Origin of the sequence: Candidatus Mycobacterium methanotrophicum, from assembly GCF_023515995.1 — a bacterium.
Taxonomy (GTDB): domain Bacteria; phylum Actinomycetota; class Actinomycetes; order Mycobacteriales; family Mycobacteriaceae; genus Mycobacterium; species Mycobacterium methanotrophicum.
This window is the reverse complement of the sequence record NZ_CP097320.1, coordinates 1446245-1472390: the sequence shown is the minus strand read 5'-3', so window position 1 is coordinate 1472390 and position 26146 is coordinate 1446245. Positions and strand designations below refer to the sequence as shown.

The 26146-nt window shown below is 64.3% G+C and carries 21 protein-coding genes, 1 tRNA gene and 2 pseudogenes; 11 read left to right on the top strand and 13 right to left on the bottom strand.

The features are described from left to right. The 3 genes from M5I08_RS07970 to M5I08_RS07960 form a co-directional block, all read right to left on the bottom strand. Positions 1-1092 (bottom strand): nucleoside triphosphate pyrophosphohydrolase, encoded by a 1092-nt coding sequence (locus tag M5I08_RS07970; protein ID WP_219067456.1) that lies wholly within the window; start codon positions 1090-1092, stop codon positions 1-3. Beyond that, complete coding sequence (mfd, locus tag M5I08_RS07965) at positions 1089-4769, bottom strand: transcription-repair coupling factor (RefSeq protein ID WP_219067455.1); 3681 nt, start codon at positions 4767-4769, stop codon at positions 1089-1091. The genes M5I08_RS07970 and mfd overlap by 4 nt, the downstream gene beginning before the upstream one ends. A 187-nt stretch (positions 4770-4956) precedes the next feature. Then, on the bottom strand, positions 4957-5550 hold the full coding sequence (locus M5I08_RS07960) for a TetR/AcrR family transcriptional regulator (RefSeq protein ID WP_219067503.1): 594 nt from the start codon (positions 5548-5550) through the stop codon (positions 4957-4959). A gap of 130 nt (positions 5551-5680) precedes the next feature. Here M5I08_RS07960 and M5I08_RS07955 point away from each other — a divergent pair. From M5I08_RS07955 to M5I08_RS07930, 6 genes are all read left to right on the top strand, one after another. Beyond that, positions 5681-5752 (top strand) — tRNA-Gln (locus tag M5I08_RS07955). A 142-nt stretch (positions 5753-5894) separates the two neighbouring features. Further along, positions 5895-7631 carry a fatty acyl-AMP ligase gene (locus tag M5I08_RS07950; RefSeq protein ID WP_219067454.1) on the top strand — a complete coding sequence of 579 codons (1737 nt, stop codon included), beginning with the start codon at positions 5895-5897 and terminating at the stop codon, positions 7629-7631. Beyond that, positions 7631-8491, top strand: a complete 861-nt coding sequence (locus tag M5I08_RS07945; RefSeq protein WP_249763195.1) for an acyl-CoA desaturase — start codon at positions 7631-7633, stop codon at positions 8489-8491. The genes M5I08_RS07950 and M5I08_RS07945 overlap by 1 nt, the downstream gene beginning before the upstream one ends. Then, positions 8492-9367: a class I SAM-dependent methyltransferase gene (locus M5I08_RS07940; protein WP_219067452.1), complete on the top strand. Its 876-nt coding sequence runs from the start codon at positions 8492-8494 to the stop codon at positions 9365-9367. A gap of 89 nt (positions 9368-9456) precedes the next feature. Continuing rightward, on the top strand, positions 9457-9672 hold the full coding sequence (locus tag M5I08_RS07935) for an acyl carrier protein (RefSeq protein ID WP_219067451.1): 216 nt from the start codon (positions 9457-9459) through the stop codon (positions 9670-9672). A 483-nt stretch (positions 9673-10155) separates the two neighbouring features. Further along, positions 10156-10881: a hypothetical protein gene (locus M5I08_RS07930; protein WP_219067502.1), complete on the top strand. Its 726-nt coding sequence runs from the start codon at positions 10156-10158 to the stop codon at positions 10879-10881. 23 nt (positions 10882-10904) lie between these two features. On the opposite strand, the gene M5I08_RS07925 is transcribed toward M5I08_RS07930, so the two are convergent. From M5I08_RS07925 to M5I08_RS26640, 3 genes are all read right to left on the bottom strand, one after another. Next, positions 10905-12740 (bottom strand): putative bifunctional diguanylate cyclase/phosphodiesterase, encoded by a 1836-nt coding sequence (locus M5I08_RS07925; protein ID WP_219067450.1) that lies wholly within the window; start codon positions 12738-12740, stop codon positions 10905-10907. Positions 12741-12756: 16 nt separating this feature from the next. Next, positions 12757-14877: an Rv1355c family protein gene (locus M5I08_RS07920; protein WP_219067449.1), complete on the bottom strand. Its 2121-nt coding sequence runs from the start codon at positions 14875-14877 to the stop codon at positions 12757-12759. Positions 14878-14958: 81 nt separating this feature from the next. Continuing rightward, a complete protein-coding gene (locus M5I08_RS26640) occupies positions 14959-15801 on the bottom strand; it encodes a hypothetical protein (protein WP_219067512.1) in 843 nt (280 codons plus the stop codon). Between the two features lie 306 nt (positions 15802-16107). On the opposite strand from M5I08_RS26640, the gene M5I08_RS07905 reads away from it, so the two are divergent. The 4 genes and pseudogenes from M5I08_RS07905 to M5I08_RS07890 form a co-directional block, all read left to right on the top strand. After that, complete coding sequence (locus tag M5I08_RS07905; protein WP_219067448.1) at positions 16108-16590, top strand: GAF domain-containing protein; 483 nt, start codon at positions 16108-16110, stop codon at positions 16588-16590. Positions 16591-16686: 96 nt separating this feature from the next. Continuing rightward, complete coding sequence (locus M5I08_RS07900) at positions 16687-17487, top strand: transposase family protein (RefSeq protein WP_249762759.1); 801 nt, start codon at positions 16687-16689, stop codon at positions 17485-17487. Then, on the top strand, positions 17429-18160 hold the full coding sequence (locus M5I08_RS07895; protein WP_219067649.1) for a GGDEF domain-containing protein: 732 nt from the start codon (positions 17429-17431) through the stop codon (positions 18158-18160). The genes M5I08_RS07900 and M5I08_RS07895 overlap by 59 nt, the downstream gene beginning before the upstream one ends. Positions 18161-18933: 773 nt before the next feature. Then, a pseudogene (locus M5I08_RS07890) lies at positions 18934-19061 on the top strand (integrase core domain-containing protein); the annotation flags it as partial. 34 nt (positions 19062-19095) lie between these two features. Here M5I08_RS07890 and M5I08_RS07885 read toward each other — a convergent pair. Both M5I08_RS07885 and M5I08_RS07880 read right to left on the bottom strand, forming a co-directional pair. Continuing rightward, positions 19096-19785 carry a class I SAM-dependent methyltransferase gene (locus tag M5I08_RS07885; RefSeq protein WP_219067650.1) on the bottom strand — a complete coding sequence of 230 codons (690 nt, stop codon included), beginning with the start codon at positions 19783-19785 and terminating at the stop codon, positions 19096-19098. Positions 19786-19802: 17 nt separating this feature from the next. Beyond that, positions 19803-20840 carry an NAD-dependent epimerase/dehydratase family protein gene (locus tag M5I08_RS07880; RefSeq protein WP_219067651.1) on the bottom strand — a complete coding sequence of 346 codons (1038 nt, stop codon included), beginning with the start codon at positions 20838-20840 and terminating at the stop codon, positions 19803-19805. 378 nt (positions 20841-21218) lie between these two features. Here M5I08_RS07880 and M5I08_RS07875 point away from each other — a divergent pair. After that, positions 21219-21407 (top strand): annotated as a pseudogene (locus M5I08_RS07875) (transposase domain-containing protein); the annotation flags it as partial. Positions 21408-21721: 314 nt separating this feature from the next. On the opposite strand, the gene M5I08_RS07870 reads toward M5I08_RS07875, so the two are convergent. The 5 genes from M5I08_RS07870 to M5I08_RS07850 all read right to left on the bottom strand — a co-directional run bounded on the left by M5I08_RS07870 (position 21722) and on the right by M5I08_RS07850 (position 26146). Further along, positions 21722-22492: a class I SAM-dependent methyltransferase gene (locus M5I08_RS07870; RefSeq protein ID WP_219067652.1), complete on the bottom strand. Its 771-nt coding sequence runs from the start codon at positions 22490-22492 to the stop codon at positions 21722-21724. Between the two features lie 16 nt (positions 22493-22508). After that, a complete protein-coding gene (locus M5I08_RS07865; RefSeq protein ID WP_219067653.1) occupies positions 22509-23771 on the bottom strand; it encodes an MATE family efflux transporter in 1263 nt (420 codons plus the stop codon). Between the two features lie 355 nt (positions 23772-24126). Further along, on the bottom strand, positions 24127-24264 hold the full coding sequence (locus M5I08_RS07860) for a hypothetical protein (protein ID WP_219067655.1): 138 nt from the start codon (positions 24262-24264) through the stop codon (positions 24127-24129). 119 nt (positions 24265-24383) lie between these two features. After that, positions 24384-24695 (bottom strand): hypothetical protein, encoded by a 312-nt coding sequence (locus M5I08_RS07855; protein ID WP_219067656.1) that lies wholly within the window; start codon positions 24693-24695, stop codon positions 24384-24386. Positions 24696-25009: 314 nt separating this feature from the next. Next, entirely contained in the window at positions 25010-26146 is a 1137-nt protein-coding gene (locus tag M5I08_RS07850; protein WP_219067657.1) for a glycosyltransferase family 4 protein, read from the bottom strand.

Here is a 26146-nt window from a genome sequence, read left to right as displayed (position 1 = left end):
TCAGCAGCCCCTCGCCGCCGCGTCTGGGCCAATCCCCAGTTGTCCAGCGACGATGCCCGACGATTTATTGAGGTTCGCTGAGCCGATTGGCTCGTCGTCCGCCGGCTCCTCGGCCTCGTCGGCGACCACCTGCGCCTCGGCGTCAGGCAGCCAGTGAACCCGCCACTCCTTCTCGGTGATCACGCCGACTGGAGCCACATCGAGCTCTGCGGGTACGTCGTCTCCGCGGCGGTCAGCCGTGATCGCTTTCTCGGCACTTCGGACAGTATCCATGAATCCCAAAACTACTGCGCGTAAAGCATTTTCAGCGTCGACATCCGCAGTAACCGTGATCGAGGTAACTTCCGATGGGATCAGATCGGCCGGTAAGCCCGCCCGGGTGACGCGTTGAACCACCTTGTGCGCCAACGCTAGAGCCGGCTGAGCGGTCGGCAGGTCGTCAAACACCGAGGGCGTCGCTTTCTTTGCCCTTTTTGCCCGCTTCTCTACGGCCTTGCGCTCCTCCCACTGAGCCAACTGGTCGTGGAGCGAAATCTCTTCTCCGGCGAGGACCCGTGGAGCCCGGTTGCCCAATTTGCGGAGCAGTGTATCGGCGACATCGTCAATGCCGAACGGATGCTGCGGCGCGTCCTCGGCGATGCGGGCGTGGAACAGCACCTGCAGCAGCACGTCGCCGAGCTCTTCGCGCAACGCGTCGGCATCGCCGCTACGCACGGCGTCGAAGACCTCGTAGGTCTCTTCCAACAGGAACCGGCGCAGCGAGTCGTGAGTCTGCTCACGTTCCCACGGTCCGGCGGTTCGCAGTTTGTCCATCATCGCGACCGCGTCGAGCAGCCGCTCCCCTGGCTGTTGATCGGGCGCAGAAATCAGTCGCTCGCCGGCGGCTAATCGAGCCTTGACCGACGGGTGGTCGGGGTCTGAGGACAGCAGCACCGGGGCGTCGCGTCCGGTGTGCGCGGGGCGTGCTGCCGGCAGCGTCCAAGGCACCGCGACCGGCATCTCCTCGGTGTACTGCACATCACCGGCGAGCAACTCGACGGCTTCCACCGGGACCAGCGACGGTCGGCGAGGGTCGGCCAAGACGACAGTCACCTTGCTCGCCGCTCCTCACTGCGCATAGCCGACGGTTTTGTTATATCAACCCTGCTGGAATCTCCCGGCTTTCCATCCAGCGCCGATACCAAATCGGCCACCATTTGCACCAGCTCGAGATCACGGATTCGTGGGGCGCCGACGCCACCGGCGCGCGGAATCGGTACCTGCACCGTCGACGTCGTCGCCCGGTAACGCGCACCCGGATACATCCGCGCCAATCGCACCTGCGCGGAGTCCGGCAGGGTGATCGGCGCCAGCCGCACCGTGGCCGCCGACGCCGCCGACACTTCGGTGATGCCGACGGCCCGGCACAACAGCCGGAGCCGTGCCACCGCCACCAGCCGCTGCGCGGTTTCGGGCAGCGTGCCGTAGCGGTCAAAAAGCTCTTCGACAACAGCATCGACTTGGGCGTTGTCGGCCGCGGCGGCCAGCCGTCGGTAGCCCTCCAGCCGGAGCCGATCGCTGGGGATGTAGTCCGGCGGCAGGTGCGCGTCGACCGGCAAGTCGATCCGCACGTCTTTGGGTTCCTCGGCAGTAGTGACGGTCTTTCCGTCAGCCGCGGCGCGATAAGCCTCGACGGCCTCGCCCACCAGTCGCACATACAGATCAAAGCCGACCCCAGCGACATGTCCGGACTGCTCGACACCCAGCACATTGCCGGCGCCGCGAATCTCCAAATCCTTCATCGCCACCGCCATGCCGGCGCCGAGTTCGTTGTTCTGTGCGATCGTCGCCAACCGGTCGTAGGCGGTCTCCGTCAGCGGGGCGTGTTGGGGATAAAGGAAATAGGCGTAACCACGTTCGCGGCTCCGGCCCACCCGGCCTCGTAGCTGGTGCAGCTGGGCCAGCCCGAAGGTGTCGGCGCGCTCGACGATCAAGGTGTTGGCGTTGGCGATGTCCAGACCGGTCTCGATGATCGTGGTGCACACCAGGATGTCGATTTCGCGGTTCCAGAAACCTTCGACGGTGGTTTCCAGCAGGTCCTCGGGCATTTGTCCATGCGCGACGGCAACTTTCGCCTCGGGCACCATCTGCCGCACCCGAGCCGCCGCCTGGTCGATGGAGCTGACCCGGTTGTGCACGTAGAAAGCCTGCCCGTCGCGCAGCAGTTCTCTGCGCAGCGCCGCGGCGACTTGCTTGTCGTCGTGCGGCCCGACGTAGGTCAGCACCGGGTAGCGGTCCTCGGGCGGCGTCAAAATAGTTGACATCTCGTGGATCCCGGCCAAGCTCATCTCCAGCGTGCGCGGGATGGGGGTGGCGCTCATCGTCAGCACGTCGACATGGGTGCGCAGCGACTTGATGTGCTCCTTGTGCTCGACGCCGAAGCGCTGTTCCTCGTCGACGACCACCAAGCCGAGGTCCTTCCACCGCACCCCGGTCTGCAACAGCCGATGGGTGCCGATGACGATGTCCACTGAACCGTCGGCCAGCCCGTCGAGCACCGCGCGCGATTCGCTGCCATCGGTGAAGCGCGACAAGCTTTTGATCCGGACCGGGAAGCCTGCCATCCGTTCGGTGAAGGTCTGCAGATGCTGATCGGCCAGCAGCGTGGTGGGCACCAGCACCGCGACCTGCTTGCCGTCCTGCACCGCCTTGAACGCCGCCCGCACCGCGATCTCGGTCTTGCCGTAGCCGACGTCGCCGCAGATCACCCGGTCCATCGGGATCGGTTTCTCCATGTCTGCTTTGACCTCGGTGATCGCAGTCAGCTGGTCATGAGTTTCGGTGAAGCCGAAGGCATCCTCCATTTCGGCCTGCCACGGGGTGTCCGTGCCGAACGCGTGTCCCGCCGAGGCCTGCCGCTTGGCGTACAGCGACACCAGCTCGCCGGCGATCTCCCTGACCGCTTTGCGGGCCTTGGTCTTGGTGTTGGTCCAGTCGCTGCCGCCGAACCGGCTCAGCGCCGGCGCCTGCCCACCGACATAGCGGGACAGCTGGTCCAGCGAATCCATTGGCACATAAAGCTTGTCGGTGTCATTGCGGCCTCTTTTGCTCGACGCGTACTCCAGCACCAGATACTCTCGCCGGGCTCCGCCGACGGTGCGCTCGGTCATCTCCACGAATCGGCCGATGCCGTGCTGGTCGTGGACCACCAAGTCGCCGGCGGTCAAAGCCAGCGGGTCGACAGTGTTACGGCGTTTAGCGGCAAGCCTTTTCCCGTCCGTTGCGGTTATCCGGTTGCCGGTCAGATCGGTCTCCGTGATGATGACCAGCCCTGCACCCGGCGGCCCGCCGACTATCAAGCCGTCGCGCAGCGGGCCTTTGAGCACCCCGACCACGCCCGGCTGGGGTTCAGCTCCCGGCTCCAACGTCGTCGCGGGCGTGTCAGATTCGGCCAGCTGCTCGACCACCCGGTGTGCGGTCCCGGTTCCCGGCGCGACAACCGCGGCGACCCCACCCGTCGACACATGGGCACGCAGCATCGCAAAGATCTCGTCGATGTCGCGCTGATGACCGCGGGCCGACGGCGCGGCCCGGACGTCCAGCTCGATCGCCGACTCATCGGAAAGCTGGCTCAGCGTCCACCACGGGTGGCCGGATCGCCGGGTAGCGGCCCGCACCTCGTCGAGTTCGCGGAATCCCGAGCCGCCGAGCTGCTCGACGTCGATGGGCGAATCGCCGCCTAACGCGGCCACCGACCAGGACGCCTCGAGGAACTCGCGCCCGGTCTTGATCAGGTCGGCCGCCCGGGTGCGGACCTTTTCCGGGTCGCAGACCAGCACCGGTGCGCCGTCGGCCAGCTGGTCGGTCAGCAGCGACAAGTCGTCGGGCCTTAGCATCGGCAGCAACGCCTCCATCCCATCGACCGGGATGCCCTCGGCGAGTTTGGCCAGCATGTCGGCGACACCGCCGCTGCCGCCGTGCTCGGGTGGCGGCTGCTGCCGGGCCAGCTCGGCGGCCCGGGCCCGCGCCTCGCCGGTCAACAACAGCTCGCGGCAGGCGACCGCGACCAGGTGCCCGACGCTGATCTCGGGCATCGACCGCTGGTCGGCAACCGAGAACATCCGCATCTCGGTGACCTCGTCGCCCCAGAACTCGACCCGCACCGGGTGCTCGGCGGTCGGGGCGAAGATGTCGAGGATGCCCCCGCGGACGGCGAATTCGCCGCGTCCAGCGACCATGTCCACCCGGGTGTAGGCCAGCTCGACCAGCCGGGTGACAACCCCTTCGAACCCCCCGTCGGCGGCGGTGTCCTCGCCGACGGCCAAGTTGAGCGGCTCCAGCAAGCCCAGCTGCGGGGCCATCGGCTGCAGCAGCGAGCGGACCGCGGTGACCACCACCCGCAGCGGCGGGCCCAGCCGGGCGTCGTCGGGGTGGGCCAGCCGGCGCAGCAGCATCAGCCGGGCGCCGACGGTGTCGACACCCGGTGAGAGCCGTTCGTGGGGCAGCGTCTCCCAGGACGGGAACATTGCGGCGGAGTCGCCGAAGACGCCGCGCAGTTCTGCGGTCAGGTCATCGGCCTCGCGGCCGGTCGCGGTGACCACCAGTATTGGACCGTGTCGGGCCAGCGCGCTGGCAACGACCAGCCGGGCGCCGGCCGGGCCGACCAGCGTCAGGTCGTCGGGTCGATCGGCGGCGAGGTCGACGAGTCGCTGCAGCGTCGGCGCGCGCAACGCGAATTCGACGAGCCCCGCGATCGGGGTCGTGGTTCCGGCAGGCCCCGGTGCGGTCATGATGGCGCCATTCTATGCGGGCGAAGTTGAGGGCCGAACGTCGTCAATTTCTAGCCCGGCGGGCGCAACTTCGTAGCCGTCGAAGGCGGAATGAGCGACAAGCAGCGGGTCTCAACATGCGGCGCGAAATACGAAATACACTGTCGCGCCCGCAAATACCCAGTCCCTTGCACGCGCGGCCGCAAGCTCATTCGTCCTGCAGGTGCGGGTCGGCTTCCAGATGGGTCAGGCCATTCCACATCAGGTTGACCAGATGCGCGGCCACGACTTCCTTCTTGGGTTCGCGGGTGTCGAGCCACCACTGGGCGGTCATCGACACCGAGCCGACCAATGCCTGGGCGTACAGCGGCGCAAGACCGGGATCCAGGCCCCGACGGGCGAAATCGCCGGCCAGGATCGAGCTGACCTGGCTGACAGCGTCGTTGAGCAGACTGGAATAGGTGCCCGAGCTGATGGCCGCCGGCGAGTCGCGGATCATGATGCGAAAGCCGTCGGTGCGTTCCTCGACGTAGGTCAGCAACGCCAGCGCCACCCGCTCGACCCGCACCCGCGATCGATTGTTGGTCAGCGACGACGTGATGCCATCCAGCAGGGCCGACATCTCCCGGTCGACGACGACCGCGTACAGCCCCTCCTTGCCGCCGAAGTGCTCGTAGACGACGGGTTTGGACACGTTGGCGCGCAGCGCGACCTCCTCGATCGAGGTGCCCTCGTAGCCGCGCTCGGCAAACAGCGACCGGGCAATATCGATGAGCTGATGCCGCCGCTCGCTGCCGGTCATCCTGGCGCGCGGGGCACGCACCTCTTTCTCCGGCGCTGCCACGCCTACCACGTTATCGGTTGCACTACAGTCTGACGAAGGCAGCAGCGTGCGTAGCCGGCTGGCAGGCCTGCTCGCCGCGGGCGCACGGTCCGTCGTGGTGTAATCGGCAGCACATCAGATTTTGGTTCTGAGAGTTCAGGTTCGAGTCCTGGCGACGGAGCGAGCACGGTGCGCGATCCACCACATCCGGGCCTCGTCGGCGCAATCTGTGCCGCGATCCGGCCCGCGTCGCTCCATAACTGTGGGTATGCTGTGTGTTTAACGCAGCCGTTGGGGGCCCGGCTGTTACAGGGGAGACGGACATGACGGCATTGCCAACCGCAAACCAGGCGCGAGGCTCCGGCGCGGGCGCGCACACCGACGACGGCATCACCATCGCGCATCTCCTCGAGCAGCATGCCCTCGCGCACCCGGATCGCCGCGCGTTCTCCTTTCTCGGCGACGGCGACGGCGACGGCGTCAGCACCCGCACTTGGTCCGAGCTCGCCGCCGGTGCACGGGCGGTGGCCGTCGAACTGAAACGCCTTGCACGCACCGGGGAGCAGCCGCGCGCGCTGTTGCTGCTGCCGCAGGACACGACCTTTCTCGACGCGCTGTTCGGCTGCCTGTCGGCCGGAGTATGCGCGGTTCCCGCGCACGTCCCGATCCCGTCGCGGCTCGCGCAGGCACTGCCGCGGCTGCGCTCAATCGCCGCCGATGCCCGACCGCACGTCCTGCTCACCACCCGCGAACTCCTCGCCGCGCGGGACCTGGTTCCCGAGCTGGCGCAAGTCCCGTGCGTCGCGATCGACGAGGTAAGCACGACGCACGCACCGGCGGAGCCGTTGACCGTCGCGCCGGAGGATCTGGCCATCCTGCAGTATTCGTCAGGCTCGTCCGGCGTGCCGCGGGGCGTGATGGTGACCCACGCGAATCTGATCGCCAACGAGGTGATGATCCGGGACGCGTTCGGGCACGGCCCGTCGACGGTGGTTCTGGGCTGGCTGCCGTTCCAGCACGACATGGGGCTCATCGGCAACGTCCTGCAACCGGCGTTCGCCGGTTTCGAATGCGTGATCATGACGCCGCTGCAGTTCCTCAAGCACCCGCTGCGCTGGTTGCGGGAGGTCACCCGGTATCGCGCCAACACCAGCGGCGGGCCGAACTTCGCCTTCGAGATGTGCGTCGCCGCCGTGGCGCGCCACGGCGACAAAGCCCTGGCCGGGCTGGATTTGTCGAGCTGGAACCTCGCGTTCGTCGGCGCCGAGCCGGTGCGCGCGGCCACGCTCGACCGGTTCGCGGCGACGTTCGCCGAAGTCGGCTTTCGCCGCGAGGCGTTCTACCCGTGCTACGGGCTCGCCGAGGCGACGCTGATCGTGTCGGGCGGACAGCACGGCAAGCCGTCGCCGGTGTGGCGCGACCCCAGCGGCCGCGCCCGGGTGAGCTGTGGACACGCGCGTAGCGGCCTGCAGCTCGCGGTCGTCGACAATGACAATGGGGTGCGCTGCGACGACGGCGTCGAGGGCGAGATCTGGGTAACCGGAGCGAGCGTCGCGCGCGGCTACTTCGGCCGGGAGCAGGCCTCGCGGGAGACGTTCGGCGCCGAGTTCGACGGCGGGACCTGGCTGCGCACCGGTGATCTGGGCTGCGTCGTCGACGGCGAGCTGTACATCACCGGCCGCGCCAAAGACGTCGTGGTCAAAAACGGCGTCAACTATGCCGCCGAAGATCTTGAGCACACCGTTGACGAGCTGCGCCTGCCGCCGTTGCACCCGAGCGGATGCGCGGCGTTCGGCTACGACGACGGCACCCACGAACGGCTGGTGATCGTCACCGAGATCGCGCGTGACGCGGTCGCCGCCTGGAACGACGTGGCAGATCAGGTCGTCGCTGCGATCGCCGCCGCACACGGGACACCGCCCGACGCGGTCATGTTCGTTCACCGCGGCAGCATCCCCCGCACCACCAGCGGCAAAATCCGGCGCAGCGAGTGCCGGGCGCACTATGCCCGCGACGAGCTCGCCGAGGTCCACCACCACCTGACGGCAGCGACGCCGTGATGCGCGGCTACCTGCTGGCGGCCTTCGCGGTCTTCGCGCCGGCCGCGAGCCTGATCGCGGCAGTGGCGTTGTGCTTTGTCGGGATCGGACCGTCGCGGACCGACCTGATCGTGTTCGTCGTCGGGACGCTGGCCACGATGGCGGGCGTGGAGCTGGGCTTGCACCGCTACTTCGCGCACCGCGCGTTCACCGCTGCGCCCGCGCTGGTCTGGGTGCTGGGTGCGCTCGGCTCGAGCGCCTTCCTCGGCCCGGTGATGTGGTGGGTGGCGACGCATCGACGCCACCACGCGTCCACCGACCGCGAGGGCGATCCGCACTCGCCGCACTGGCCGGTCGGTGGCGTGCGCGGGCTGCTGCACGCGCACGTCGGGTGGCTGTTTCGGCCCGAACACACCGCAATGACGATTTCCGCGCGCGACGTGAAGGACCTGTGGCAAAGCCCACGCGCCATGTCGCTGCACCGGAGCTACTTGTGGTGGGGCGCGCTTGGGTTGGCGATCCCGACGTTGATCGGTTGGGCCGCCGGCGGCCCACGAGGCGCTCTGACCGGTTTTCTGTGGGGCGGAATGACCCGGATATTCGTGGTGAGCCATCTCACGTGGGCCGTCAACTCCTTCGGCCATGCGCTCGGCGGCCGCGCGCGGTTGCCACACTCGGGGCAGGCGCGCAACAATTTCTGGCTCACGCTGCCCGCCCTCGGCGGCGGCAACCACGGCAATCATCACGACGCGCCGCGCTCATACACCACCCGGGTGCGCTGGTGGCAGGTCGACCCGGGCGGCGCGTTGATCCGCGGGTTGTCGTGGTGCGGATTGGCCGGTGACCTCAAGCAGCCCGAGCGCAGCAGGACGGAGTCCTGAATGGGCGAGACCTATCTGGGCGCCGGCTCGGCCGCGATCCGCCACCATTACGACATCGGCAACGAATTCTGGCAGGTGTGGCTCGATCCCACGATGACGTACTCGTGCGCGATGTGGGAGACCGCGGACGACGATCTCGAGCAGGCACAGCGCCGCAAGCTCGACTACCACGTCGCGCAGGCAGGCGCGGCCGGGACGGCGCGGGTGCTCGACGTCGGCTGCGGCTGGGGTTCCCTGCTCACCCATTTAGTGGACTCGTCGGACGTCGAGCAGGTGGTGGGCCTCACCCTGTCCGAGGCGCAAGCCGAGTACCTGCGTGCGAGCGCCCCGGCCAACGCCGAGGTCTTGGTGCGCAATTGGACTGACTACGAACCGGACGCGCCGTTCGATGCCATCATCTCGATCGGCGCTTTCGAGCATTTCGCGCGTCAAGGCTTGTCGTCGGAGGAGCAAATCGAGGCTTACCGCCGGTTCTTTTGCGCTTGCCGCAGCTGGCTCAAGCCGGGCGGACGGCTCTCGCTGCAGACCATCGCCTACGGCGACGTCCCGCGCGATCGACCGCTGCGGGATCGGTTCATCGTCGATGAGATCTTTCCCGAGTCGGAGCTGCCGCGGCTGGCCGACATCGCCCGCGCCGCCGAGATGGTGCTCGAGATCGAACGAGTGCGCAACGATCGCGCCGACTATGTCAAGACCTTGCGTGCGTGGTTCGACCGCCTGCGCACGCGACGAGCCGATGCGGTCGTGGCGTCGAGCGAGGAGATGGTCGTGCGCTACGAGCGTTACCTGCGCATGTTCGCCTACTCGATGGAGCTGGGCGCGTTCACGTTGCTGCGCTTGACGATGCGACGGATCGACCTGCCAGGCCGCTGGTAGCGGTGAACACCCCCGGCGCAGCCAGCTAACGGCGCCCTATCGACAATCCGCAGGAGGACGAGATTAAGAGCTACCAGGAGATCGAAGCGATGCTGGCCGCATATGTCGCGCAGCGGACGAAGACCCGGGCTGACGAGGTCGATCGCAGTCGCCGCTTCGACCACCTAGGCCTCGATTCGGCCGATGCGGTCGCGCTGATGGGCGAGCTGGAAGACTTCGTCGGCCGCCCGCTATCTGCCTTTCTGCCGTACACGTTTCCAACGATCGAGCAGCTCGCTCGTGAGGTCGCCGCCGGCGCGGCCTGACCGCACCGGCGGCCGACCCGGCTGCCCTCGGTTGGTTTGCTGGCTGCCCCTGCCCGTCACGACCCGCATGTGTGGTGCGGCGGGGAAGCTCTGCGCGCGCCGGCGGGAAACCTGAGTTGATTCTTAACCCCGGCTGAGTATATGTCCGGCCTCCATTCAGCTAACTATCGCCGATGGGGGCGCCGCGGTACATTGGCACCGGCAGGGAGCACCCTTGGTAAGTTTTCGGGTCATCGTTCGCCGATACAGCGGCCCTACTTTTATTTACCGTTGTTGCCTGCACGTTCGTGGCAGAATATCGCCGACCCGCACAGTGTTTTTTCTTAGCAGAAACGGCCGCGAGTTAGAATTCAATTCGCGGAGAGAATTAAGTAGGCAAGAGGCCGTATTAGATCCGATTCGTACCTAGATCGGGGAATAACAATACTGGAGTTCGGCAAAATGCATCAACGGATACCAAACAGTGATTTTCCGGTGGATTCTATGGCTGGCGGTAGCTTCGAGCTGCGCCAGCGACTTAGCTGGCCCGACCCCGACATCGGCTGCACGTTGATCTTGTCCCAACCGACGATCGACCCCGATTTGTGGGCCGAGTTCTGCTCAGGCGCTGAGGGCAGTTATCGCCAGCACGGCGTCGAGTGCGCCCTTGACATCGACGTGCTGCGGACCGGGGCCGACACGATCATGTTCTGCGCGGCGATCGACGACGACGGACGGATGGCCGGCGGATTGCGTGCCATCGGACCGCTGCGGTCGCCCGACGACTCACATGCGGTCGTCGAATGGGCGGGACAGCCCGGGGAACAGGCGGTTCGCGACATGATCGGCGACCGGATCCCGTTCGGCGTCATGGAGATGAAGACGGGCTGGGTCGCCGACGATTGGGATCGGGATCGTCCGGTGACCACTGCGCTGGCCCGCAGTGGTTTCTACATGGCCACATTTCTCGGTTTCCAGTTCTTCATGGCGACCGCAGCCACCTACGTGCTGAACCGCTGGCGGTCGTCTGGCGGCGTGGTGGCGCCGATTCCAGCAACCCCCTATCCCGACGATCGCTACCGAACCAAGATGATCTGGTGGGACCGGTACGATTTCATCAACCACGCCGAGCCCAAGCAAGCTGCCAGGATCCTTACCGAGAACGATCAGCTGACCAGCGAACTCTACCGTCGAGGTGATCTCGCGTTCACCCGCCAACATGTGGTCTAGGAATTCGCCGGTCTACACCAGGTCTAAAGCTTTATCGGTATGCGACGTTGGGCGAGCAGCGACTCCATCGCAACCCTGTGCAGCGGACGGGACAGCAGAAAACCCTGTGCCCGATAGCAACCCAATTCGAGTAGGGCTCGGGCCGCCCCAGCGGTCTCGACGCCTTCGGCGATCACGCCGAGCCCGAAGGCATCGGCCAAGGCGACAACCTGCCGCAGGATCGCCAGGTCGGCCGAGTCGGTCCCCAGGTCGCGGACGAATTCCTTGTCGATCTTGAGCGTGTCGACAGGCAGTGACTTCAGATATGTCAAAGCACTGTAACCCGTGCCGAAGTCATCGATCGCCACCCGCACGCCGATCTCCTTCAAGCCCGCCAAGGTCTTGCGGGTGGTTTCGACATCTTTGACGACGACATGCTCGGTGACCTCCAAACACACTGTGCCAGGGTCGAGAGCGAACTCGTCCAGCGTTGCGGCGACCATGGCGACAAAGCCGTCGGTGACGAGTTGCGCGGGCGACACGTTGATGCTCAACACGATGTCGCGTCCGAGGCCCTGGTCATGCCAATCACTGAACTGCGCGCAGGCTGTGCGCATAACGAGGCGCCCGAGCTTGCCGGCCAAGTTGATGGATTCCACCACACCCAGGAACGAGTCCGGCATCAGTAGCCCACGCGTGGGGTGTCGCCACCGGATGAGCGCTTCGGTGCCGAGAATCTCACCGGTGCGCATGTCGAACTCCGGGAGATAGTGCAGGACCAGGGCGCTGCTGTCCCTGTCGATGGCGCCTTCCAAGTGCAGCTCGATATCGTTGCGAATGGCGTACTTTTCCGCCATCTCCGGGTCAAAGGCCACCACCGTGTTTCCGCCGACACTCTTGACGGATAGCAGGGCCTGGTCGGCTCGGCGGAGTAGGTCTGATGCGTCGTCTCTGCCGGGCACACCCACCGCGACGCCGATGCTCGCGGTCCGAGTGACCTTCTCGCCATCGACTGCCACCTGCCGGTGAACTCGCTGCTGCAGCTGTTGGGCCAACGATTCGGCGGCCGCAGCATCCATGGAAACCGCTGGCACAATGGCGAACTCGTCACCGCCGAAGCGTGCCACGATCGCCGACGGGCCAGCGGCTTCGCGCAGCAGCGCAGCAAAGGCCTCGATGAACCGGTCGCCGGCCTTGTGGCCGAGGTGGTCGTTGACTGCCTTGAGGCGGTCGAGATTGAGAAACACCAGCGCCACGGGCCCCGGCTGGCCCTCAGCGAGCCGGTCGTCGAGGCATTCGATCAGCGCCCTGCGATTCAGCAGCCCGGTCAGGTCATCGTGTTCGGCGAGATAGTGAAGTCGTTCTTCGGCCAGGATGCGCGCCTGCACCTGAGCGAACAGTGTCGCGATAGCCTGCAGTGCACTGAGCTCCTCCGGCAGCCATTCGCGGTCACCGAACTTGACGAAACCCAGGATTCCGATGGTGAGGTCGCCGGACAGCAGCGGCACGCAGGCCAGCGAACTAGCCGGGATACCGGTTCCCTTCTCGATATTGCGTTGGTAGTCGGCGTTCCCAACGTCGGGACGCACAACCTTTGGCGCCTTGAGGTTTTCAGCAATCGCGAAGACGGAGTCGGCCTCGGCGAAGTAGACCACACCGATCGGGTCGGGGTCGGGAACATTCTCGCGTGGTGGCCATTCGGCGACGAGCACGGTCGCGCGGATCCTGTGGTCGTTATGGCGCAGAAAGCCATTATCGACATTGAAGTGGCTCACCAAATTGCGGAGCACGCGCTGGCTGATCGCCGCGTGGTTGTATGCGGTGGCAGCCATCAACTCGGTGGCCGCCGCTGTCACCAACTGGTCCAGCGTGCGGGGCATACCCCCACGATAGTCGCTACCGGCCCCCCAGCAAGTGAACGCGGCCGACGCTGCGGCGGCTGCGCACCGAAGCCGGGTCGCTCACCGCGAATCGCAAGACCAGCGCGGCAAACTCGTCCGCAGGCATGCCGACCAGCTTCCGAAATTCGCGATGAAGCTCCGTCAACTCGCCGGCCCAGGGCGCCGACAACACGGTGAGGTCGTCGGCGTCCCGGGCGTACAAAAAGACCGGCGAGACCGGCTGCACGGCCAGCCCGTCGCGCTGTGCGGCAATCCACACCGCCTCGACCGCGGCCCCCCCGCGCGCGTAGTCAGTCAGGGCGCCACCATGCACCGAGATCACCGCGATCGCAGAACTCGCCGCAATTCGGCGCAGGGTGTCCTCGCCCAAGGCGCTTCCCCCGCGCCACTGCGCCAAGAGGGTCATCACGTCCGCGCGACGCAAGATGCCCAGCGCGGCGAGATTGCCCGGGTCGAGTTCAAGGCCGTGCACATCGATTCCGGTGTCGGGACACGGGTCACCGGGCCAGCGCAGTTCGCAGACAATCTCGGCATGCAACCCTGGCGTCAGATAGCGAGTCCGGTCGGTCGCGGCGAGAATCGTTGCAGCCCGGGCAATGTCATCGCGCGAGGTCAGCAGGTACAGCCGCGCACCTTCCCGCCGCGCGATGGTGTGCAGCAGTTCGATCGTGTCGGCGGCCATCGCCCGGGGGCGCCCGAGGCGTCGATTGGTCTCCCGCGCCAGCATCGGGGCGTACAACGCGGCCAGGTCGGGGTCAGCGCCGGGACGCAAATCCAGTGTCACCTGCAACGGGATGCCGTCAACATCCTCCCGCACGCTCACCGGTCCCAGCATCTGCTGGCTGGCGGCGGCCACTTTGGCGTTGAACAGCGCCGCTCCGAGCGCGACTGCGCTGCCACGGAATTCAACGTCCATCATCGAGGTGTATTGCGGCGCCAGGCGAATAGTGACGGCGTCAGGAGTGGCATCGATATGCCAGGGCTGTGCGTTGCCGCCCGAAGGCGCCCGAAGAGCGGCCCCGGCGACGATGCCCGGCAGCCCTGGCAGCGCAGGATCTGAATACTGTTCGGCAGCAAAGTGATCCGTCGTCATTTCCGGCGTGTCGAGCTGATCGAGGCGGCCGCTGACGTCAATACGCGCACGGCCCGAACACAGATCTTCACCTAAACCGATCCGGCGCACCGCCTCGCCAACTGCCGTCGCCCCCAACACCACATCGCCGGCCAATTGCGGCCACGTCGAGAGTTGGCGATCGATCTCGACCACCGACGCCGCCAGGCGGGGCGACAGTTTGTCCGCCTCGAGAAAACGCAACAGGTACGGAACCTTCTCCCGGCTACTCATCTGCGGGAGCCGGGCAAAATCGACGTCGCCGAGCAGGCCGTGCAGAATCGGACGCCGCGGTTCGCAGTCGAAGCGTTCCACGTCCACCATGCCACGGTCGCTGGTCGCCATCAGCACCGGAATCCCACGCGCGCGAGCGCCCTGCCGTACGACGACCTTCATATCCAGCGAATCGCACTCCTCGACAACGATGTCGAGGCCGTCGAGGAATTCGTCGACGGTATCGATTGTCAGACCCGCGTCGAGAACGCGAACCGGCACATAGGGATCCAGCTCGGCAATCCTGCGGGCCGCCAACTCTGCTTTGTTGACCCCGAGATCGAGCACCGTCGCCGGCACCCGGTTGAGGTTGGAGAGCTCGAGGTGGTCGAAATCCGCCAACCGCAGCTCGCCGCACATGCCCTGCGCGGCCAGGGTGTGGGCGATGACATGCCCGACGCTCAGGCCGGCGACACCGATGCGCAGCGCACCCAGGCGGCGCTGCTCCTCGGTCGTGATCATGTTCCGGTTGCGGTCCAACCGCACCGCCCGGAACGCCCGGGGAGCCAATACCGACACCACGGTCCGCCGCCACGGGTAGTACGCCCACCGAAAGGGCTCGGCGACAAGTTGCGGGTCGGGTGGTGGCAGCAGCTTCCGCAATTCCTCGAGTTGTCGCTCGCTATCGTCGATGAGCTCGATGACGGGATCGGCACGCAGCTGCTCCAAGACCACTCTGTCAGCCGGGTCTGCGGCGTCCAGAACCAGTGCCGTGCAGGATCCTATGGTCATCTCCGTGACTTCGAAGTTGTGCCCAAGCCCATGCCCAGGATGGCAGGCCTTAACCCAGCCGACACATCGATACCCGGCGGCTCATCGACCGGCCCAGCTGGGGTGGACAAAGCATACCCGAGATGCACGGAATAGGGTGCGCGACAGATTTGTAGGTAGATTCAGGATCGATAGTCGTTGATCTTGATTTGCGCCTGTCAGGCGCTGGCGGCGGTGAGCCCGGCGGCTAGGCCGTGGAGGTGTTCGCGGGCGTGGTAGAGGTCCACGATGGGGGTGGCTTCGGGTGCGATCGTGGTGGCCAGGTTCCAGATCCGCGCGCTTGTCGATCGGGATGAGGACTCGGGTGGGCGGCCCTGCTGTCGCGCTGCGCAGCTCGACGGCTCCGAGATCGTGGATCTCGATCGTGCCGCCCGACGCCCGATGTTGTCGCTGCCATTCGTCGACCGCTTCGTGCGCGGCATGGTCGATGAAGTCGACCGCCAATTCGATGGTGGCATCCGCGCCGGGTGGAATCGGTGCCAGCACGCCGGAGAGACGGGGGAGTGACAGGAACGTGCGCCAGGTGTCTGCGCCGATGTGCTCGGCGTGGATGGACGCCTGCGTCTTGTGCTTGCCCGGATAGCACCGGTGATTGCCCTCCTCGGTGCGCTCACCGGCCCGGTCGATTTCGATCGGGGTCCCGTCCAACGTGAGGTGCGACCATCCTTCACGCTTGGCCTGATCGAGCACTTCGTGCAGGTCAGGTGCGTGCTCGGCGATGACGTCGATCGCCTCGTGCAGATAGCGATAACAGGTGGAGATCCCCAGAGTGGCCTCGGCGGCCAGTATGCGGATCGCCGCGCCGTCGCGAAACCACCGCAACAACCAGCTTCGCCTGGGCGCGGGCCGTGCCGGCACGTCGTCCGGCCCGGGCGCCGATCTCACGTCGATGCGTGCGCAACACGGCGGTGACACACAGCAGGGTTTGTTCGGGCACGTCGCAGACGGCAGAGTAGGCGAACACGCGGAATCCTCCTGAGGCGCAGTCGATTTCGTGGTAGAATCCGATCCTCAGGCAAGGACCCCGCGTCCATCAGTTAGACACGCCGGCATCACCAATCACACCAGCATCACAAGCCCCAAGTGAGAAATTCTCACTTGTCGTACTGCAGCATTTCATGCATGATGCACACTAGCCAGACGCCGAGTTTGGGCGGACCAGGCCTAAACATTCGCCCGCAGGAGGCTACCGTGGCGCGCAACTTGGTCGTCGCTGTCGCGGAAAGACTAATGGAGGCAACGGCATCCACCGCTGCCCAAGTGAGCGAACAAGTGCTAGCCCAGTTAATCGAGCACTTCAATGCGGACGCCAGCTTCTTGCGCCACAACGACCACGGTCTCCGAGCCTCGGTGTTGGTCGCCGAGTGGCCACCGCGATCCGACGTTCCAGACCCCGACCCGCACGCAGTTATCCACTTCGCCAATGCTGACCCCGCCTTCGCGGCGTGTGAAAACGGCAAGGAGCCGGTCGTGATTGGGCCCAAACAGGCGGAGGGTGCCTACCGACAGTGGACCACCGTCATCGTCGTACCGATGGTCTCGGGAGAACTGACCACCGGAACGATTGGCGTCGTCAAATTCGGTCGCAAGAAGTGGAAACCGGAAGCGATCAACACCCTTGAGGCAATCGCCTCACTGAGGTTTTCTCACTTGGGGCTCGTGAGTCTGGTGTGACTGGAGTTTTCGGCGTGTCGTAGTGGCTGGGCGTGGGGTCCTTGCTCAAGGATTCGGTTTCGACGAGGAAACCCGCTCCGCTGCAAAGGACCCCACGTGTTCACCTACTCTGCCATCTGCGACGTGCCGGAGGAAACCCTGCTGCATGTGACCGCGCTGCTGCACGTTCACCGGCGCGAGATCAGAACGCGGGCCGGGCGGCGGTCGGGTACGGTGCGCACGCAGGCCAAGCTGGTGCTGCGGTGGTTCCGCGACGACGCCCCGATCCGGTTGTTGGCGATGGAGGCCGGGCTGCCGATCTCCACCAGCTACCGCTATCTGCACGAGGCGATCGACGTGATCGCCGAACAAGCTCCTGACCTGCACGAAGTGCTCGACCGGGCCAAGGCCGAACAGTGGTCGCACGTGACGCTGGACGGGACGCTGATCGCCATCGACCGGGTGGACGAGCGCAACGAGGCCGGCCATCACCGGTGGTATTCGGGCAAGCACAAAACCCAGGGCGGCAATGTGCAGATACTGGCCGACCCGGGCGGGTTCCCGGTGTGGTCGAGCGAGGTCGAGCCGGGCAGCGTGCACGACATCACCGCCGCCCGCGCGCACTGCCTGGGCGCGCTGTACAAGTCCGCGGCCGACGGGGTGCCGACGCTGGCCGACAAGGGCTACGAAGGAGCGGGGATCGGGGTGCACACTCCGGTCAAGGGCCGCGGCCTGGCCGTGGAGAATCAGAGCTACAACATGCTGCTCACCGCGGCGCGTGCCATCGGTGAACGCGCCAACGCCGAACTCAAACAGCGTTGGCGCTGCCTCCGTCGAATCCGCCTGTGTCCAACCAGGATTGGCGCAGTTGTTGCCGCCGCGATCGTACTATCGACTCTCCAACGCGGAAATTACTGAGAAAACGTCACTGTTTGCGCGGTTGCATGCCCGTATTGCCGCTGAAGAGCGGCTCCAATACCTCGTCGACCATGATGACTTGACCGCTCTGCATAATCGCCGGGCTCTCATTGCGTACCTTTCCGAGAGGCTGGAAGCGGGACGACCCGGACCCGTCTCCGTCTTGTATCTCGACCTCGACCGACTGAAGTCAATCAACGATCGCTTTGGTCACACCGCCGGCGATGGGTTCATCGAGGTATTCGCCGAACGGCTGAGGATGAGCGCGGGAAAGAGCATGACTGCCCGAATCGGTGGGGACGAGTTCGTCGTGGTTCCGGACCGGGCCATGCCGATCAGTGCTGCAGAAGCATTTGCTCAGCGGCTCAGGACGACGCTGTGTCCTTGCATCACGATTGGCGACGAGTCGATCACCCTCGCTGTCAGCATTGGGGTGGCGGCGGGCATCCCAGGACGTGTTGAGGTCATTGATTTGCTCAACCGTGCCGACGAAGCCGTCCTGGCAGCGAAACGCGCCGGCGGCGACCAAGTCGCGATGACCACCGGCTCCAGCTCGCTCAAGAATGCGCTGCACAAAGATATCGGACCGCATCTACTGGGTGACAGATACATCGAGGTTTTCTCACTTGGGGCTTGTGATGCTGGTGTGATTGGTGATGCCGGCGTGTCTTAACTGATCGACGCGGGATCCTTGCCTGAGGATCGGTTTTTACCACGAATTCGACTGCCCCTCAGGAGGATCCCGCGTGTTCACCTACTCTGCCGTCTGCGACGTGCCCGAACAAACCTGCTGTATGTCACCGCCCTGTTGCGCACGCGTCGACGTGAGATCGGCGCCCGGGCCGGACGACGGGCCGGACGACGTGCCGGCACGGCCCGCGCCCAGGCGAAGCTGGTTGTTGCGGTGGTTTCGCGACGGCGCGGCGATCCGCATACTGGCCTGTCAATGGCCATCTGAAATTGCCCACCGGTGGCCACGAGAACTGCCCGTTGGTGGCCAATAAGAACTGCCCGGTGGCCGGCGGGGCCTTATCGGCGAACGTGATGTAGCACGTCAACGGTGAGGCTCTTCTGCTGTTTCCGTGGGTGCCCGACGGAGCGCTGGTCACGGGTTCGGTTGGGTGAACGCGGATCTGGGCCGCGCCTGCTACGGACGCACCCCTCACGCGTCAAGGGCGCTGCGCGTCGCTTCGCGATGGCCTTTGGCCACCCTTGACCCGCGAGCCTCTATGCGCCCTCCCGGCAGGCGAAAGGGCAGGTCACAGACCTGCCCTGGCCACTGGCGCGGCCCAGAGAACAAGCCTGTCCGGGCCTCGAAAGCCACCCACGGAAACGTCAGTAGATCCAACGGTGATTGGTAGGTTCCGGAGTAGTTGTTCCGTCAGGGCGTCGCCGAGTTTCGGAACATCATGTGTGCAAGAGGCGCGAACTAGACTAGGTGACTGCAATTTCGGCAGCTTCTGGTCACTGGCGCATGCCCGCGTGATTATCAGCCGCCGGAAACACGACTACAACCACCATCGCCGGCCCCATCACTGGGCTACTTACCCCCCGCTCGCATGGCCGTATCCTGCCCGCCGCTTAAGGGCAACCGTCGTTTGGCGATTTTCAGGCTTTTTGGAACAGCATCAAGACTTGGCTTTGCCAGTAGGGACTCTTAAACGGCAGCGGGGAAAACTCGATATTGACGCACCCAAAGCTCCCGAGAAGAGTTCGCTGCGTTGCACGCCAGTCAAAACCGCGGTGCGATGCCTTGATATCGTCGGCGCGGCGCGCAGGAATTCCTAGAAATGCCGCTTTGAATAGCTCTGATCCGGTCATGTCCGAACGCCGACGGAAAAGAATACTTCGACTCAGCTCCTTCAACAGGACGGCGGGGCCAGTCATAATCGGAACGGTTACCAAGAGCTTGCCGTTCGGTGCGAGGGCATTCAGAGCGAAGTCTATGAACTCTTGCGTTTCCGAATCCGTCAAATGCTCGCAAACTTCTAAGCATGTGAGAATAGTGACCGATTGTGCCGCGATAGCAGTTGGATCAGAGACGATGCGGTAGCCGTCGTACTGCGCGTTCATATAAGGGTCGTATCCCAGGAGCTCTACGCGCGGTCTTTGTTCGTTGATATCAGTAGCGATATCGTGCAGAAATCTCCCTTGGCCACAGCCGTAGTCCAGCAGCACAGCCGACTCCGTCAAAAAGGGCATCAGAAGTCGTTTCGACTTCTTCAGCCGTGTGCGATGGGCGAAGCGTGCGATCGGATTCGGATTATCGACGGTCTGCTTCTCGTAGGAAACGTCCATCCGTACCCCCTCCTTGGCTAAGCGACGGTGCGATCTCCTGCTGAGGCGTTGACTCGTGTGGTGCGATCGCCAGTGGCACCGCTGGCTGAGAGCTGGTCGAAGATCCACCGATATGTGCGTTCGAGGCCGTCCGCAAGAGTGATCGACGGCTCCCAGCCGTAGATCTCTTTAATCAGCGTGTTGTCGCTGTTGCGGCCGCGCACGCCCTTGGGGGCGTCCAGGTTGTACTTGCGCTTGACGGTGATCCCGGCGATCTGCTCGATGATGCTGACCATCTGGTTGATGCTCACCAATTCGGAGCTGCCGACGTTGACCGGCAGGGCGCTGTCTCCGGCGGTTATACGCAGTGTCCCCTCGATGCAGTCGTCGACGTACATGAAGCTGCGGGTCTGCTCGCCGTCCCCCCAGACTTCGATCTCATGGCAGCCGGTCAGCGCAGCCGTCGCAATCTTGCGGCAGAGGGCGGCGGGAGCCTTCTCCCGGCCACCGTCGAAAGTACCGTCGACGCCGTACACGTTGTGGTAGCGGGCGACACGCGTCTGTAGGCCGAAGTCCTCGCGGAAATGCCGACACATGCGCTCGCTGAAAAGTTTCTCCCAGCCATAGCCGTCTTCTGGCATAGCGGGATACGCATCGCACTCGTTGAGCGCCGTCACGTCGGCGTTCACCTGCTTGTCGGCGGCGTAGACACAGGCCGAGCTGGAGAAGAAGAACCGACCCACGTTTGCCTCTTGCGCCGCGATCAACAGATGGGTGTTGATGAGCACCGAGAGCATGCAATCGGCCTTGTGCGTTTCGATGAAACCCATCCCGCCCATGTCGGCCGCGAGATTGTAGACAGTGTCGATGCCACGCAGGGCCTCACGGCAGTCGGCTAGCACGGACAGGTCGAGCTGACGGGCCTCAACGTCCAGGAGAATCTGATACCAGTCGTCGAGGGGTTTTTTGTCCACACTTCGGACCCGAAAACCTTGCTCGCACAAAGTCCTGGTGAGATGACCCCCGATAAAGCCACCTCCCCCGGCGACCAAGACGGTTCCTCGCCCTCCAACCATGTTCTAGTCCTCCTAGATGAAGCAGGGGCTGGCCCGGCAAGCGGGCCGCGGTTACTACGGAAGGCTCCTGCGGGCCGATAGCCAGATACCAATAGTATTATCTATACGCATTATACATACCAGTTGAAGGTATACAAGCGATCTACCAACTTCCAGTCTTTGCGCGTTAGCGAAGCTTAGCGTCAATGCCAGGAGTTAAGGGTGTGACTGTTGCGTCAAGCGCGGCACGCGGGGCATTTGGGGCTGTTGCGGTGAGATAGGCGCGGCTCCTGGTAGAAGAACGATCGCCAAGATCACGTTCTACCCAGGAGCCGCGATGCGGGATTGTGCCATGCCCGTCGAGCCCGGGGCCGGGCCGGGCGTGATGCCCGTGGCGCGTTGAGGCGGGTTGTCGAGACCGTGACCAGGACGACCACCGTCGCGGCTGGCGTGTTCGCGCCCGGGCACCTGGGTGAGCTGACCGGGCAGGCGCCGTTCGAGTTGGTGGATTCGGTGTTGGAGCAGGCCCGGGCCGCCCAGCGGCGGTTGCGGGAGCTGCCGTCGCGGGTGGGGGTGACCAGAGTCCTCGGGCCTTAACTTCCCGGCATTGAGCTTAGGCGGGAAGGCGCGCTTGGACTGGTTTCCCTGGAGAACGACCGTCGGAAGCAACTGAAGCCCTCGGGCCGGCGGCGGCGCAACGGAAAGTCAAATGCTAAAGCCAGTGCTCGAATACATGAGCAAAGTCGCGTACCTGTCCGTCCCTCGGCCGCCCAGTTGGAGAAGCCACGCGGCGACCGCGGCAAATTTTGCGGAAGACCGACACCGCGAACAGGGTCTGCGCCAGCGGACCTTCCGTTCGGCCGCCTATCACGTGTGGCAGGTAGCGGGCCCAGCGAAGATGCTCAGACGCGCTTCATCTCCGTCGGCGATTCCATCCACGGATGGAGTTTCGCGAGGCCTTTGCGGATGATGGCCGCGAAGATGTTGCCCTGCCACGGGATGGCAGCGTTGAGAACCCGATAAGCCCAGCCAAAGCCTTGTTGCGCCTGCTCATCCGACAGGTGCAGTTTGCGCTGGAGGAGTCGGGTGGCGACCCGGCCCGAGCCGAGGTTCCATTCGCAGTGAAACTCAATCGGGACGTCGTAGGCCGGGTCGAATGACGCGACAGCCTTGCGGACCTCCCGGCGAGTCCATCGATAGACGAAGTTCGGGACTCCTGTGCCGTCGACGCCACCTGACTTGTACTCTGCGTCGATCACCGCAACCAGCTCGTGCCAGGTGACAACTCCGGCCCGCGTGGCTGCACGCATCATGAGTGAGTCCTGATTCTCGACAAAGATCACCGTCTTGCGGGCGAGTCGATACATCTCGTGTAGCGCCTCATGCGGGCGAGAACAGTGGTGCAGGCCGGAGTGTCCCATCACATGGTCGAACGACCCGGGCGGCTGCGGCATCCGGTGGGCATCGAACTTTACCGCCGATGTCTGGCCAGTGCTGCGGCTATGGGGCGCGATGTTGCTGAAACTGCAATTGGTTAGGCCCACCTCGGCGCATACAGCTTCATCGAATGACCCAGCGAACTGAACTAACACGGAGTCGTCCGTACGAATGGTTCCATCACCGATGAGCCGCCGGAGCAGCTTTGTGAACGTTGCAGCGCTTGGCTCTTCCATACCGTCTCAGTGCTCCCTAGAGTTCTGCGGCATCAAGTCTCAGGCTGCGATTGTCCACGGACGACATGCCAGTACGTACCTCCCAGGGCGCGTAATAAGCTAGTGCGAGGAAGGACATCAGAATCGCTGCCACAGCCAGTCCGACAGCGACGCCACTTGCGCTGTGAAATAACAACGTGGCGCCGGTGGCGCCCACGAGCGTTACCATCGTCGATGCGATTTTCCACCGCATCAAATCCGAACTCCGATTGAACGTCTTGAAAAACACACTCACCACGAGACCGATTGCGGTCGCGAAATACCCGACTAGCACGATGGGAAGCACATGCTGGGCCGGTTCGAACGACTGGCCCAAGAGATAAGCCCCCACGCTGGCCGGCAATGCACACAGCACCACGCCTACCAGCACAGACAACGCTGCGATGCCAGCCATGTATCGCAATGCCGCGTACCAGACGTCCCGGGGTTGCGCGGAATTGCGGGTGCTTTCTGAGATGACGATTAGCTGCAGGGCCCCTGCCAGTATCGCAAGCGGAGACAACAGGACCGTTGCGCCGCGAAGGGCCGCCGTGGCTGTGGGGCTCAGCAGAGCCGCCACCATCGAAAGAACCAGGAAGCCACCAGTCAGCTCGGCCCCTGCGTCGATGCCGAACCTGGCGCGGTGTTGCCAGCCGGCTCTGGCCCAGCGCCCGAAGCCCTCGAGTTGGGGCATCATCCGAAGATCCGCCGCCATACCTGCGAAGGCCATCAGGCCGAGGACTGCCCACCCTCCGATCAACCACGGCACGGTCGAAAGCTTCAGCCAGGCCGAAACGAGGAGCAAAAGACTTCCAAGGAACCAGGCGCCATCCCACGTCGCCGCAACATGGGGTCTTCCTTCAGCGAACGTGACATACCTCAAGACGTCTTGGCACAGCAGGATCGGCGCAGAAACGCCGAGCAGGACCGCGGGCAGCCCGACTGCGTGCCCGAAGGTCACCATCGCGCCGAGTACGGCGCAGCCGGTCGCCAAGCCTGCGACCAGCGCGAAGGAACCGTCTCGGCGTATTTGCTCGGGCGTTTGATCGGATTTCAGCAGCAGTGGAGTTCCCACCGCGCCGCGCTGAACTCCCAGTACGGTGAGAAGGGCCGTTAACATCAGAACGATCTCGCCGAACGATTGCGTCGGAGACGCGACTGCGACGGCGAATGTGAAGATCCCGTTGCTGGCGCTGGAGAAGACTTGGTCGATCACCGTAGACCAGACACGTGCCTTGCGGTTCAGCGTCGAGATGGTCACTTTACCTCGCACATGTCATTCACTGACCGGCATCGGATATCGGAGACTTGCGGCTTCTGACGCTGGTGAATATCTGAGGTAGTGGTCTGTGGGCTGCACCTCGCTGTCAGCAGGGCGTTTACCGTGGAGGAAAACGAAGTACAACGTCAGCGCCGCCAACACCGTGAGGACGATCGCCGCAATCATCCGCGTCATGAGCCCCATGTTTGTCGAGCCCACCCTCTTCCGTTGCATGGTGATTAGTCCCCTGTTACCGGTGAACCCGGGCCGAAATCGAATATACCGATGATGCATCCAGACGGCACACTTTACGCACGTTGTCATGCTATACCGTGAGATATCAGACTTAAAGTCTTTAGATCAGGCCAACGCTGCCCTTTCCGTACGCGCCGGCCATCGACGAGACGAAGGCGAGTGCGGGACCCAGTACCTCGAAGTTGTCGAGGAAGCTGGCCCCGGTACGCAGGCGCACTTCTGCGCGGACGGGTCCCACAGGTGCATCCAGCGGCGCAGTAGCGAGGTGACCATGCCGACATCGACCGAGTGGCCAGATCGGTCAGGACGTGGGTCTACGACTTAAGGCCGTAGTCCAATCTTGCGGCGGTGTGTCGCTCACTGGCGCTTTTCCGTAATGTCGAGGTTTTCGGTAGCGGACTGGTCGCTGCGCACGTCCCGGCGGAGCCTCATCGCCTGAATGAGCGCGATCACCGCTGCCAGGACCGACAACAAGTCCGACACCGTAATTCCGTTGGTGCTGTTGAGCTTAAGAAGGATGTTTCCTTCCAGGGGCCCGTTGACAAACGGCCAAATGAGCGCAAACGCCAAGACTGCCAGTATCGACCATTGATCGGGTTTGGCTGCACACCATGCTATTGAGGAGAAGAGCGCGTTCATTGCCAAGATGCTGTAGAAAAGCTGGTTCATTAGTAGCCTCCTGAGAGTTCGACGCGCCGAACGATTCTCGTCAGCTCAGCGAATCGAACGGGGCTGCGTCGAGACTAGCAGCCTAACCGTCACATACCTTGTCTTCGAACCAGAAGCCTTGACCTGCTCTGTGATTCGCGAGTGGGCGCTCAGGCCCAGGACTCCTGCCACGGAAACCCGATCAGCGCTAGTGCTGGAAACCGGACCATCGGATAGTCCGAATATACCTGTGGCAGTGTATCTTTCACGTCTACGGAACTCGCAAACGCCGAATTAAGGTATCTGAAATCGAGGTCACCAACCACGAACGGCAGTCAGCCGGCCATAGCCAGGACGTCGCCGTAGACGCCCTGCACCGCGCTCACCCATGCCGCTTCGGTGTAGAACTTCTCATAGACATTGCGGCAGTGGGCAATCAACCCGGGGAATTCGGCGTCGGCTCTGTCGATGTCGTCGGCCACCGACCCCGACATGACGATTCCGGTGCCATCGCGCTCGACGAGCTGACCGACGATCGATCGAGCTCCTGCAATCACCGGTAGACCGGTGGCCAGCGCCTCTAGGTACACCGTCGGCAGTCCTTCGGGCCAGATACTGGGGAAGAACAAACCGCGTGCTGCTGCCATCAGCGCGCGCACCTCCGTGGGCGACCGGTGCCCGAGCAGCTCGACGTTATGACGCGCCATCCGGCGTAAGTCCTCGTCGAGCGGGCCGCAGCCCACGACCTTGAGCCTTGGCCCGTTAGGCCAGTCGCGCACAAGCGGCAGGATGCCTTTCTCGTGACTGATTCGGCCGACGAAGAGCCAGAAGTCACCGTGCTTGTCGCCACCACGCGTTCCCGGTGAGGTTGCGGCCGACGTGAAGTTGGGCACCGTCACGACCTTGTGTTCGGGCAAACCCAAGGCGGTGTAGCGCGACCGCATGTCGTCGTTGATGGTGATGACCCTGGCCGCGGCGGCCAGCAGCGGGTCGCGGTCGAATCTCATGCCCAGGGCGACCGGGAGCGTCGCGACCCGACTGCCCTTGAAGCAGCGGTATTTCAGGGCAGGAAGGGCGCTGTGGCGCTCCGGGCACAGGGTGCAGGACTCACCGTCGCGCAGCAACGTCGCCGCCGCACAGAGCGGCCGGTAATTGTGAACCGTGGTGACAAGACGTGATGAATACCGTGATGCCCAACTGCGTCCGAAATTGGGGAACAGGTTGTGCACATGCACGATGTCGGGGTCGAATCGGTTGATCTCGTCGACGGGACGCGGTCCCCGGTTGGTTGCCACACCTACGGCAGTCACAGCAGGGTAGGCCCTCGACTTCTCGACGTCTTCCTGGTGCCGACTTATCAATCGGACGTCGTGCCCGGCGCGGCGAAGCGCCTCAACCTGCAAATCGACGATAACGTTTTCGCCGCTGGGAACCCGGTTCGAATAGTAGCTGTGTACCACCGCGATGCGCAT